The 12,779-nt window shown below is 66.3% G+C and carries 7 protein-coding genes; all 7 read right to left on the bottom strand.

Going from position 1 to position 12,779, the window contains the following annotated elements; genetic code table 11:
* Positions 1-74 precede the first annotated feature (74 nt).
* Positions 75-2,195, bottom strand: coding sequence for an elongation factor G (gene fusA / locus J2Z30_RS39605; RefSeq protein WP_044571684.1), 2,121 nt, complete (start codon positions 2,193-2,195; stop codon positions 75-77).
* Positions 2,196-2,233: 38 nt separating this feature from the next.
* Entirely contained in the window at positions 2,234-2,704 is a 471-nt protein-coding gene (gene rpsG / locus J2Z30_RS39600) for a 30S ribosomal protein S7 (RefSeq protein WP_014178748.1), read from the bottom strand.
* 2 nt (positions 2,705-2,706) lie between these two features.
* Positions 2,707-3,078 carry a 30S ribosomal protein S12 gene (gene rpsL, locus J2Z30_RS39595; RefSeq protein ID WP_014054153.1) on the bottom strand — a complete coding sequence of 124 codons (372 nt, stop codon included), beginning with the start codon at positions 3,076-3,078 and terminating at the stop codon, positions 2,707-2,709.
* Positions 3,079-3,408: 330 nt separating this feature from the next.
* Entirely contained in the window at positions 3,409-7,323 is a 3,915-nt protein-coding gene (locus J2Z30_RS39590) for a DNA-directed RNA polymerase subunit beta' (RefSeq protein ID WP_044571686.1), read from the bottom strand.
* 98 nt (positions 7,324-7,421) lie between these two features.
* On the bottom strand, positions 7,422-10,904 hold the full coding sequence (gene rpoB / locus J2Z30_RS39585; RefSeq protein ID WP_044571687.1) for a DNA-directed RNA polymerase subunit beta: 3,483 nt from the start codon (positions 10,902-10,904) through the stop codon (positions 7,422-7,424).
* 608 nt (positions 10,905-11,512) lie between these two features.
* Positions 11,513-11,902, bottom strand: coding sequence for a 50S ribosomal protein L7/L12 (rplL, locus tag J2Z30_RS39580; RefSeq protein WP_044571688.1), 390 nt, complete (start codon positions 11,900-11,902; stop codon positions 11,513-11,515).
* A gap of 84 nt (positions 11,903-11,986) precedes the next feature.
* On the bottom strand, positions 11,987-12,550 hold the full coding sequence (gene rplJ / locus J2Z30_RS39575) for a 50S ribosomal protein L10 (protein WP_044571690.1): 564 nt from the start codon (positions 12,548-12,550) through the stop codon (positions 11,987-11,989).
* Between the last annotated feature and the right edge of the window lie 229 nt (positions 12,551-12,779).

Here is a 12,779-nt window from a genome sequence, read left to right as displayed (position 1 = left end):
ACGCGCTCCACGACGGAATGCCCCGATGCCTTGTGCTTCCAGCCTAAAGGGTGAGGAATGCGGATGAACCCGCCTTACTCGCCCTTGGCCTTCGCGATGATCTCCTCGGCGACGTTCCGCGGAACCTCGGCGTAGGAGTCGAACTGCATGGAGTAGCTGGCGCGGCCGGACGTCTTGCTGCGCAGGTCGCCCACGTAGCCGAACATCTCCGACAGCGGAACCAGGCCGGTAACCAGCTTGGCGCCGCTCCGGTCCTCCATGGACTGGATCTGCCCGCGACGGGAGTTGATGTCGCCGATCACGTCACCCATGTAGTCCTCGGGCGTGGTGACCTCGACCTTCATCATCGGCTCGAGCAGGGCCGGGCTGGCCTTGCGGGCGGCCTCCTTGAAGGCCATCGAACCGGCGATCTTGAACGCCATCTCGGACGAGTCGACCTCGTGGTAGCCACCGTCGAGCAGGGTGACCTTCACACCGGTCAGCGGGTAGCCCGCGAGGACGCCGAACTCCATGGCCTCCTGGCAGCCCGCGTCCACCGACGGGATGTACTCCCGCGGGATGCGGCCACCGGTGACCTTGTTCTCGAACTCGTAGCCATCGCCCTCGAGCGGCTCCAGCGCGATCTGCACCTTGGCGAACTGGCCGGAACCACCAGTCTGCTTCTTGTGCGTGTAGTCGTACCGCTCGACCTGCTTGCGCAGCGTCTCGCGGTAGGCCACCTGGGGCTTGCCGACGTTGGCCTCGACCTTGAACTCACGGCGCATGCGGTCGACCAGCACATCGAGGTGCAGCTCGCCCATGCCGGAGATGATCGTCTGGCCGGTCTCCTCGTCGGTCTTGACGCGGAAGGACGGGTCCTCCTCGGCAAGCCGCTGGATCGCGACGGCCAGCTTCTCCTGGTCGCCCTTGGACTTCGGCTCGATGGCCACCTCGATGACCGGGGCCGGGAAGTCCATCGACTCCAGGATCACCGGGTTCGACGAATCGGAGAGGGTCTCACCGGTGGTGGTCTGCTTCAGACCCATGACGGCGACGATGTCACCGGCACCCACCGACTCGATCTCCTCACGCTTGTTCGCGTGCATCCGGTAGATCTTGCCGATGCGCTCCTTCTTGCCCTTGACGGAGTTCAGCACCTGCGTGCCGGCCGTCATACGGCCCGAGTAGACCCGGATGAAGGTGAGCTTGCCGAGGTGCGGGTCACTCGCGATCTTGAACGCCAGGGCCGACAGCGGCTCTTCCTCGGAGGGACGCCGCTTGATGACCTCGTCGGGGTCCTTGACCGAGTGGCCCTCGATCGCCTCGATGTCGATCGGCGACGGCAGGTAGCGGACCACGGCGTCGAGCAGGGGCTGCACGCCCTTGTTCTTGAACGCGGTGCCACAGAACACCGGAGTGACGGTGGTGCCCTCACCCTTGCCCGAAGCGATGGTGATACGGCGGACCGCCGCGTAGAGCTGCTCCACGGTGGGCTCCTCGCCCTCCAGGTACAGCTCCATCATCTCTTCGTCGTTCTCGGCGACGGTCTCCAGCAGCTTGCCGCGCCACTCGTCGGCGGCCTCGGTGTGGGTGTCCGGGATGTCGACGGTGTCGTACATCTCGCCCTTGGTCGCCTCGGCGGACCAGACCAGCGCCTTCATGGAGACGAGGTCGACGACGCCCTTGAAGTCGGCCTCGGTGCCGATCGGCAGCTGCATGACGATCGGAACCGCGCCCAGGCGGTCCGTGATCATGTCGACGCAGCGGTGGAACTCCGCACCGGTGCGGTCGAGCTTGTTGACGAAGCAGATACGCGGAACGCCGTAGCGGTCCGCCTGACGCCACACCGTCTCGGACTGCGGCTCGACGCCGGCCACGCCGTCGAACACCGTCACGGCACCGTCGAGCACGCGCAGGCTGCGCTCCACCTCAACGGTGAAGTCGACGTGCCCCGGGGTGTCGATGATGTTGATCGTGTGGTCGACGTTCTCGAGCGGCCAGTGACAGGTCGTCGCGGCGGACGTGATGGTGATGCCGCGCTCCTGCTCCTGCTCCATCCAGTCCATGGTGGCGGCGCCATCGTGGACTTCACCGATCTTGTAGCTCACGCCGGTGTAGAAGAGGATCCGCTCGGTGGTGGTCGTCTTGCCCGCGTCGATGTGGGCCATGATCCCAATGTTGCGGACCTTGGCCAGGTCAAGTGAAGTGGTGGCCATATGGCTCAGTCTTCTCTCGGTTCTCGATGGGGTAGCGACTACCAGCGGTAGTGCGCGAAGGCCTTGTTGGACTCGGCCATCTTGTGGGTGTCCTCGCGACGCTTGACGGAGGCGCCCAGACCATTGCTGGCGTCCAGCAGCTCGTTCATCAGGCGCTCGGTCATGGTCTTCTCGCGCCGGGCGCGGGAGTAACCCACCAGCCAGCGCAGCGCGAGGGTGGAGGAGCGACCGGGACGGACCTCGACCGGCACCTGGTAGGTGGCGCCACCGACACGGCGGGAGCGGACCTCGAGGGTCGGCTTCACGTTCTCCAGCGCGCGCTTGAGGGTGATGACCGGGTCGTTGCCGGACTTCTCGCGCAGGCCCTCCATGGCGCCGTAGACAATGCGCTCGGCAGTGGAGCGCTTGCCGTTCAGCAGGACCTTGTTGATGAGGGACGTCACCAGAGGAGAGTTGTAGACCGGGTCGATGATGACCGGGCGCTTCGGGGCGGGACCCTTACGAGGCATTCTTACTTCTCCTTCTTGGCGCCGTAGCGGCTGCGAGCCTGCTTGCGGTTCTTGACGCCCTGCGTGTCGAGGGAGCCGCGGATGATCTTGTAACGAACACCCGGCAGGTCCTTCACACGACCGCCGCGCACGAGCACGATGGAGTGCTCCTGCAGGTTGTGTCCCTCACCCGGGACATAGGCGGTGACCTCGATCCCACTGCTCAGCCGGACACGCGCGACCTTGCGGAGCGCCGAGTTCGGCTTCTTCGGCGTCGTGGTGAACACGCGAGTGCATGTACCACGGCGCTGCGGCGACCCCGCGAGGGCGGGGGTCTTGTTCTTCTCGACCTTGTCCTGGCGGCCCTTGCGGACCAGCTGCTGGATCGTAGGCACCGTTTCTCCGGTTTCTGTGTGCCAGTCTCGATAAAGCTAACCTGGAGTTTCGCCGACCCACGCGGTCGGGTGTGTCGCGCACCGCAGCCCTCTGCGAAAGTCAGAGAGTGCAGATTGTTGGTGTCGACACCTCGGGCCCCCGAGCGGTCTGGAAGCGCGCACAGGAGCCCAGGGACACCCCAGGCACAAGGTCAGAGCGTACCTATAGCATCGGCTCCGGTCAAAACAAATGCACACGCGCTGGACACACCAACCCGGAGCATAGCCGCAGGGCGGCCACCCCCGCCATGGGGTGACCGCCCTGTGAACGTTTACCAGCCGTCCTCGGACCTACTGGTTGTACGGACCGTAGTCGTAGTCCTCCAGCGGAACCGCCTGGCCGGAGCCCGTGCCGAAGGGCGAGTAGTCGATGTCGTCGTAGCCGACGGCCGAGTACATCGCGGCCTTCGCCTCTTCGGTCGGCTCGACCCGGATGTTGCGGTAGCGGGACAGGCCCGTACCGGCCGGGATGAGCTTACCGATGATCACGTTCTCCTTGAGGCCGATCAGGGAGTCCGACTTGGCGTTGATCGCCGCGTCGGTGAGCACCCGGGTCGTCTCCTGGAAGGACGCCGCCGACAGCCAGGACTCGGTCGCCAGCGAGGCCTTGGTGATACCCATCAGCTGCGGACGGCCGGAGGCCGGGTGGCCGCCTTCCTGGACCACACGACGGTTCTCACCCTCGAAGCGCGAACGCTCCACGAGCTCGCCCGGCAGCAGCTCCGCGTCACCGGACTCGATGATCGTCACACGGCGCAGCATCTGCCGGATGATGATCTCGATGTGCTTGTCGTGGATCGACACGCCCTGCGAGTTGTAGACCTTCTGGACCTCGCCCACCAGGTGCACCTGGACGGCGCGCTGGCCGAGAATGCGCAGCACGTCGTGCGGGTTGACGGCACCCACGGTCAGCGGCTGGCCGACCTCGACGTGGTCGCCCTCGCCCACCAGCAGACGGGATCGCTTGGAGACGCCGTAGGCCGTCTCGTCGGAGCCGTCGTCCGGAGTGACGACGAGCTTCTTGGTCTTCTCGGTCTCCTCGATCCGGACGCGGCCGGCCGCCTCCGAGATCGGGGCGACACCCTTGGGCGTACGGGCCTCGAAGAGCTCGACGACACGCGGCAGACCCTGGGTGATGTCGTCACCGGCCACACCACCGGTGTGGAAGGTACGCATCGTCAGCTGGGTGCCGGGCTCACCGATGGACTGGGCGGCGATGATGCCGACCGCCTCGCCGATGTCCACCAGCTTGCCGGTCGCCAGCGAGCGGCCGTAGCACATCGCGCAGGTGCCGACGGCGGACTCGCAGGTGAGCACCGAGCGGGTCTTGACCGTCTCCACGTTGTGGCGGACCAGCTCGTCGATGAGCACATCGCCCAGGTCGGTACCGGCCGGGGCCAGGACCTTCCCGTCCACGACGATGTCCTCGGCGAGGCAGCGCGCGTACACGCTGGTCTCGACGTCCTCCGTCTTGCGGAGCACGCCGTCCGCGCCCCTGGACGCGATCGCCAGCTTGAGGCCGCGGTCGGTGCCGCAGTCCTCCTCGCGGATGATGACGTCCTGCGAGACGTCCACCAGACGACGGGTCAGGTAACCCGAGTCGGCGGTACGCAGGGCGGTGTCGGCGAGACCCTTACGGGCACCGTGGGTGGAGATGAAGTACTCCAGCACGGAGAGACCCTCACGGAACGACGCCTTGATGGGCCGCGGGATGGTCTCGTTCTTCGCGTTGGACACCAGACCACGCATACCGGCGATCTGACGCATCTGCATCATGTTTCCGCGCGCGCCCGAGTTGACCATCATGAAGATCGGGTTGGTCTTCGGGAAGTTCGCGTTCATCGCCTCGGCGACCTCGTTGGTCGCCTTGGTCCAGATCGCGATCAGCTCCTGGGTGCGCTCGTCCTTGGTGATCAGACCGCGCTCGTACTGCTTCTGGACCTTCTCGTCCTGCGCCTCGTAGCCCTCGATGATGGCCTTCTTGGCCTCGGGCACGACCACGTCGGAGATGGCGACGGTGACACCGGAGCGGGTGGCCCAGTGGAAACCGGCCGCCTTCAGGTTGTCCAGCGTCGCCGCGACGATGACCTTGGGGTAGCGCTCGGCGAGGTCGTTGACGATCTCGGAGAGCTGCTTCTTGCCCACCGAGTAGTCGACGAACGGGTAGTCCTCGGGCAGCAGCTCGTTGAAGAGCGCGCGGCCCAGCGTGGTGCGCAGCCGGAAGCTGTCACCGGGCTGCCAGACACCTCCGCCGACGCCGTCGGCCCCTTCTTCGGCCACCGGCGGGGTCCAGCCACGGGGCGGGACAGTGCCGATCGGGAAGCGGATGTCGATCTTCGCCTGGAGCGAGAGCTCCCGGGCGTCGAACGCCATGATCGCCTCGGCGGTGGAGCCGAAGGAACGGTCCTCACCGACGACCTCGCGCTCCTCCTCATCGGTGGTGAGGAAGAACAGGCCCAGCACCATGTCCTGGGTCGGCATGGTCACCGGACGGCCGTCGGCCGGCTTGAGGATGTTGTTCGAGGACAGCATCAGGATGCGGGCCTCGGCCTGCGCCTCCGCGGACAGCGGCAGGTGCACGGCCATCTGGTCACCGTCGAAGTCCGCGTTGAACGCGGTGCAGACGAGCGGGTGAATCTGAATGGCCTTGCCCTCGACCAGCTGCGGCTCGAACGCCTGGATACCGAGGCGGTGCAGGGTGGGCGCACGGTTCAGCAGCACCGGGTGCTCGGCGATGACCTCTTCGAGCACGTCGTACACGACCGTGCGGCCGCGCTCGACCATGCGCTTGGCCGACTTGATGTTCTGCGCGTGGTTCAGGTCCACCAGGCGCTTCATCACGAACGGCTTGAAGAGCTCCAGCGCCATGGCCTTGGGCAGACCGCACTGGTGCAGCTTGAGCTGCGGGCCGACGACGATGACCGAACGGGCCGAGTAGTCGACACGCTTACCGAGCAGGTTCTGACGGAACCGGCCCTGCTTACCCTTCAGCATGTCGCTGAGGGACTTCAGCGGACGGTTACCGGGGCCGGTGACCGGGCGGCCGCGGCGGCCGTTGTCGAAGAGGGCGTCAACAGCCTCCTGAAGCATGCGCTTCTCGTTGTTGACGATGATCTCGGGGGCACCGAGGTCCAGGAGCCTCTTCAGCCGGTTGTTCCGGTTGATCACACGGCGGTACAGGTCGTTCAGGTCGGAGGTCGCGAAGCGGCCACCGTCCAGCTGCACCATCGGACGCAGGTCCGGCGGGATCACCGGGATGCAGTCCAGCACCATGCCGTTGGGGCTGTTCCGGGTCTGCAGGAAGGCGGAGACGACCTTCAGGCGCTTGAGCGCACGGGTCTTCTTCTGGCCCTTGCCGGTCCGGATGATCTCGCGGAGCTTCTCGGCCTCCTCGTCGAGGTCGAAGGACTCCAGGCGCTTCTGCAGCGCCGCGGCGCCCATGCCGCCCATGAAGTACGTGCCGAAGCGGTCACGCAGTTCGCGGTAGAGCAGCTCGTCGCCCTCCAGGTCCTGGACCTTGAGGTTCTTGAAGCGGTTCCACACCTCGTCGAGACGGTCGATCTCGCGCTGGGCGCGGTCGCGCAGCTGCTTCATCTCGCGCTCGGCGCCCTCGCGCACCTTACGGCGCACATCGGCCTTGGCACCCTCGGCCTCGAGCTCGGCGAGGTCCGCCTCCAGCTTCTTGGCGCGGGCCTCGAGGTCCGCGTCGCGGCGCTGCTCGATCTGCTGACGCTCGACGGAGACATGGGCCTCCAGCGAGGGCAGGTCGCGCGTGCGGCGCTCCTCGTCCACCCACGTGATCATGTAGGCGGCGAAGTAGATGACCTTCTCGAGGTCCTTCGGGGCGAGGTCGAGCAGGTAGCCCAGACGGCTGGGCACGCCCTTGAAGTACCAGATGTGGGTGACGGGAGCGGCCAGCTCGATGTGGCCCATCCGCTCACGGCGCACCTTGGCGCGGGTGACCTCGACACCGCAGCGCTCACAGATGATGCCCTTGAAGCGGACGCGCTTGTACTTCCCGCAGTAGCACTCCCAGTCCCGGGTCGGACCGAAGATCTTCTCGCAGAAGAGTCCGTCCTTTTCGGGCTTGAGGGTGCGGTAGTTGATGGTTTCCGGCTTCTTGACCTCACCGTGGGACCACTGACGGATGTCATCAGCGGTGGCGAGGCCGATCCGCAGCTCGTCGAAGAAGTTGACGTCGAGCACTTGTCGTCAATCCCTCTTTCAGGGTCGTGTCTTCGGGTCTGACTGGGGGTCCGGGGAGAGGCCGGGGCGCCCTGTGGCGAGTGCCCCGGCCAGACCCGTCAGACCTCTTCGACGCTGCTCGGCTCGCGCCGGGACAGGTCGATACCGAGCTCCTCCGCAGCGCGGAAGACGTCCTCGTCGGTGTCGCGCATCTCGATGGACATGCCGTCGGACGACAGCACCTCCACGTTGAGGCACAGGGACTGCATCTCCTTGATGAGCACCTTGAAGGACTCGGGGATGCCGGGCTCGGGAATGTTCTCGCCCTTGACGATGGCCTCGTAGACCTTCACGCGGCCGGTCACGTCGTCGGACTTGATGGTCAGCAGCTCCTGGAGGGCGTACGCGGCGCCGTAAGCCTCCAGCGCCCACACCTCCATCTCGCCGAATCGCTGGCCACCGAACTGAGCCTTACCGCCCAGCGGCTGCTGGGTGATCATCGAGTACGGACCGGTGGACCGGGCGTGCAGCTTGTCGTCCACCAGGTGGTGCAGCTTGAGGATGTACATGTAGCCGACCGAGATCGGGTCCGGGAACGGCTCACCGGAGCGGCCGTCGAACAGCCGGGCCTTACCGGACGACTGGACCAGGCGGTCGCCGTCGCGGTTCGGGATCGTCGAATCGAAGAGACCGGCGATCTCGTCCTCACGGGCGCCGTCGAAGACCGGGGTCGCGACGTTGGTACCGGGCTGGACCTCGTCCGCGCCGATCGCCTGCAGCCGCTGCATCCACTCCTCGGAGCCCTCGACCTTCCAGCCCCGGGAGGCCAGCCAGCCGAGGTGGATCTCCAGGACCTGCCCCGGGTTCATTCGGGACGGGACACCCAGCGGGTTGAGGATGATGTCGACCGGGGTGCCGTCCTCCAGGAACGGCATGTCCTCGACCGGAAGGATCTTGGAGATGACGCCCTTGTTGCCGTGGCGGCCGGCGAGCTTGTCACCATCGGTGATCTTGCGCTTCTGCGCGACGTAGACGCGGACCAGCTGGTTCACGCCCGGCGGCAGCTCGTCGCCCTCCTCGCGGTCGAAGACGCGCACGCCGATGACCTTGCCGATCTCGCCATGCGGCACCTTCAGCGAGGTGTCACGGACCTCACGGGCCTTCTCGCCGAAGATCGCGCGCAGCAGGCGCTCCTCCGGGGTCAGCTCGGTCTCACCCTTCGGGGTGACCTTGCCGACCAGGATGTCGCCGGCCACGACCTCGGCGCCGATGCGGATGATGCCGCGCTCGTCGAGGTCGGCCAGGACCTCCTCGGAGACGTTCGGGATGTCCCGGGTGATCTCCTCGGGGCCCAGCTTGGTGTCCCGGGCGTCGACCTCGTGCTCCTCGATGTGGATCGAGGAGAGGACGTCGTCCTGCACCAGACGCTGGCTGAGGATGATCGCGTCCTCGTAGTTGTGGCCCTCCCACGGCATGAACGCCACCAGGAGGTTCTTGCCGAGCGCCATCTCGCCGTCCTCGGTGGACGGGCCGTCGGCCAGCACCTGGCCGGCGATCACCCGCGCGCCCTCGTCCACGACGACCTTCTGGTTGAAGGAGGTGCCCTGGTTGGAGCGGGAGAACTTGGCCACCCGGTAGGTGGTGTAGGTGCCGTCGTCGTTGGCCACCGTCACGTAGTCGGCGGAGACCTCCTGGACGACACCGTCCTTCTCGGCCTTGATGACGTCGCCGGCGTCGACCGCGCAGCGGTACTCCATGCCGGTGCCGACCAGCGGGGACTCCGCCTTGATCAGCGGCACGGCCTGGCGCATCATGTTCGAGCCCATGAGCGCGCGGTTGGCGTCGTCGTGCTCCAGGAACGGGATCATCGCGGTCGCGACCGACACCATCTGGCGCGGCGAGACGTCCATGTAGTCGACGTCGTCGCCGGGGATGTAGTCGACCTCACCGCCACGGCGGCGGACCAGGACGCGGTTCTCGGCGAAGTGCAGATCGTTCGTCAGCGGCGCGTTGGCCTGCGCGATGACGAAGCGGTCCTCCTCGTCGGCCGTCAGGTAGTGCACCTCGTCGGTGACGACACCGTCGACCACCTTGCGGTACGGGGTCTCGATGAAACCGAACGCGTTGACCCGGCCGTACGAGGCGAGCGAGCCGATCAGACCGATGTTCGGGCCTTCGGGCGTCTCGATCGGGCACATGCGGCCGTAGTGCGAGGGGTGCACGTCACGGACCTCGAAGCCCGCCCGCTCACGGGAGAGACCACCGGGGCCCAGCGCGTTCAGCCGGCGCTTGTGGGTCAGACCCGACAGCGGGTTCGTCTGGTCCATGAACTGCGACAGCTGGCTGGTGCCGAAGAACTCCTTGATGGAGGCGACGACCGGCCGGATGTTGATCAGGGTCTGCGGCGTGATCGCCTCGACGTCCTGAGTGGTCATGCGCTCGCGGACGACGCGCTCCATACGCGCCAGACCCGTGCGGACCTGGTTCTGGATCAGCTCGCCGACGTTACGGATGCGGCGGTTGCCGAAGTGGTCGATGTCGTCGGTCTCGACGACCACGGACTGGCCGTTGTCCCCGACGGTCTCGGTCTCACCGGCGTGCAGCTTCACCAGGTACTTGATCGAGGCGATGACGTCCTCGACCGTCAGGACGCCCGCGTCCAGCGGAGCGGCCGAACCCAGCTTCTTGTTGACCTTGTAGCGGCCGACCTTCGCGAGGTCGTAGCGCTTCGGGTTGAAGTAGAGGTTCTCCAGCAGCGTCTGCGCGGCCTCCCGCGTGGGGGGCTCGCCCGGACGCAGCTTGCGGTAGATGTCGAGCAGCGCGTCGTCCTGGCCCTGGGTGTGGTCCTTCTCCAGGGTGGCGCGCATGGACTCGTACTCGCCGAACTCCTCGAGGATCTGCTCGGTGGTCCAGCCGAGCGCCTTCAGGAGGACGGTGACGGACTGCTTGCGCTTGCGGTCGATGCGGACACCGACCATGTCGCGCTTGTCGATCTCCATCTCCAGCCAGGCACCACGGGAGGGGATGACCTTGACCGAGAAGATGTCCTTGTCGGACGTCTTGTCGATGGAGGAGTCGAAGTAGACACCCGGCGAGCGGACCAGCTGCGAGACGACGACACGCTCGGTGCCGTTGATGCAGAAGGTGCCCTTGTCGGTCATGAGCGGGAAGTCGCCCATGAAGACCGTCTGGGACTTGATCTCGCCGGTCTCATTGTTGGTGAACTCGGCCGTGACGAAGAGCGGAGCGGCGTAGGTGAAGTCACGCTCCTTGCACTCGTCGATCGAGTTCTTCGGCGGCTCGAAACGGTGATCACGGAAGGTCAGGGACATCGACCCGGAGAAGTCCTCGATCGGGGAGATCTCCTCGAAGATCTCTTCCAGACCGGACTTGGTGGGGACGTCCTGACCGCTGTCCAGCGCAGCCTCGACGCGAGCCTTCCACGCGGCATTGCCGAGCAGCCAATCGAAGCTCTCGGTCTGCAGCGCGAGGAGGTTCGGAACCTCGAGAGGCTCCTTGATCTTCGCAAAGGAGATGCGCAGCGGGGCGGTGCTGGCGCCATTGTTCGTATTGGCAGTCGAGGCGTTGCGCGAGGCGGCCAAGAGGGGGTCCTTCCGAGGGCTCGGACTCACTACGCGCGTACCGGTCCCACCGAGAGCCCATGGATGAAATCCCTGGTCAGGGAGTCTTCATCGGTAGTGCTCGAAGGTAGGTATGCCCCTGGTGACGGGCAGGGAGCAGCTAACAGGCAGCGCAAAGGGTCAGTGTAGCCACTTGGCACACTGATGTCCAGCGCCGAGTTTCTGAGACCGGCAGTGCCAATCTCTCCCTCCGGTGAGGGGGCGCGCCCCTCGTTGTCTTCTCACGCCCTGTCGGCAGCCCGCGCTGTCGATGCGCATATCGATACTGCCCGCTTCGCCGGCGATCCATGCCTCGGACTTTTGGATCGGTGTGGCGTCGCGTCCTGAGAATTGCGCGCTGCGTGCCGTTCGTCAAGGCCCCCCACTCCGGCGAGATCGTCACAGGGCGTGGCGACGGGCAACGAAGATCACCCTACCTCCACAAACCCATAAGGCAATGTAACCGTCACGGGAACGCCGAAGGGCGACCACCCGAACGGGTGATCGCCCCTGGCTTGGAACCGGGCCGCGCCGCCGGACGTCCTACCGGCGTGTGGCGGCGGGCCGCGAGGTCATCCGACCTCGAGGGGTCACTTGACCTCGACGGAGGCGCCGGCGGCCTTGAGGGACTCGGCGGCCTTGTCGGCCTGCTCCTTGTTGACCTTCTCGAGGACCGGCTTCGGGGTGCCGTCGACGAGGTCCTTGGCCTCCTTCAGACCCAGGGAGGTCAGCTCACGCACGACCTTGATGACCTGGATCTTCTTGTCGCCGGCGCCGGTGAGGACGACGTCGAACTCGTCCTTCTCCTCCTCGGCCGGGGCAGCGGCACCCGGGGCACCCGGGGCGGCGGCGACCACGGCGGCCGGGGCGGCGGCGGTGACGTCGAACTTCTCCTCGAAGGCCTTCACGAACTCGGAGAGCTCGATGAGGGTCATCTCCTCGAACTGCGCGAGCAGGTCGTCCTGGCTGAGCTTCGCCATGGTGGCGGTCCTTCCACTAATTCGGCAGGTGGTGCCGGATGTACATGTCGGCGGGCTTCCGGGCCCGCTGCGACCGGGGCCTGACTACTCGGCGGCCTCGGCCTCGGCGGGAGCCGGGGTGTCGGCACCGCCCTGCTCGGCCTGCTTCTGCCGGAGCGCCTCGGCGGTCCGGACGAACTTCGACAGCGGGGCCTGGAAGAGCGCGGCAGCCTGGGACTGCTTGCCCTTCATCGCACCCGCCAGCCTGGCGAGCAGCACCTCACGGGACTCGAGGTCCGCGAGCTTCTTGATCTCGTCGGCGGACAGCGCCTTGCCATCAAGGACACCGCCCTTGATCACGAGAGCGGGGTTGTCCTTGGCGAAGTCACGGAGACCCTTCGCCGCCTCGACCGGGTCACCGGTCACGAAGGCGACGGCCGACGAACCCGAGAACAGGTCGTCGAGCTGGTTGATCCCGGCCTCGTTGGCCGCGATCTTGGTCAGCGTGTTCTTCACCACACGGTACTGAGCGTTCTCACCGAGCGAACGGCGCAGCTCCTTCAGCTGCGCAACGGTGAGACCGGTGTACGCGGTCACAAGGGCCGCGTTCGCGTTGCGGAACTTCTCCCGCATCTCGTCGACGGCTGCGACCTTGTCAGGACTCGCCATGAGCCTCGGCCTCCTTCCGGGTGATGAGGACCGCTTCGGTCTGAAGGAAGGAGACTGAGACAATGCGAAAACGCCCCGGCGCAGGCGCTCGGGGCGTAACTCGACCGACTCGGACCCACGGCCCGTTCGGGAGTGCAACCTCAGTCACCTACGCAGGTCGCCCGCAGCTAGCGGATCCTTCAGCCACCGGATCCCTTGCGGGACACAGCGACAACCAGCGGTCTTTGGC

The organism is Streptomyces iranensis, assembly GCF_017874715.1.
GTDB classification, from domain to species: Bacteria; Actinomycetota; Actinomycetes; order Streptomycetales; family Streptomycetaceae; genus Streptomyces; species Streptomyces iranensis.
Note: the sequence above shows the minus strand (reverse complement) of the source record. Positions and strands in the feature narration are given on the sequence as shown.

Excerpts from the sequence above, each read along its gene's own strand:
- fusA (WP_044571684.1), bottom strand. The coding sequence starts at position 2,195 with ATGGCCACCACTTCACTTGACCTGGCCAAGGTCCGCAACATTGGGATC.
- rpsG (WP_014178748.1), bottom strand. The coding sequence starts at position 2,704 with ATGCCTCGTAAGGGTCCCGCCCCGAAGCGCCCGGTCATCATCGACCCG.
- rplL (WP_044571688.1), bottom strand. The coding sequence starts at position 11,902 with ATGGCGAAGCTCAGCCAGGACGACCTGCTCGCGCAGTTCGAGGAGATG.
- rplJ (WP_044571690.1), bottom strand. The coding sequence starts at position 12,550 with ATGGCGAGTCCTGACAAGGTCGCAGCCGTCGACGAGATGCGGGAGAAG.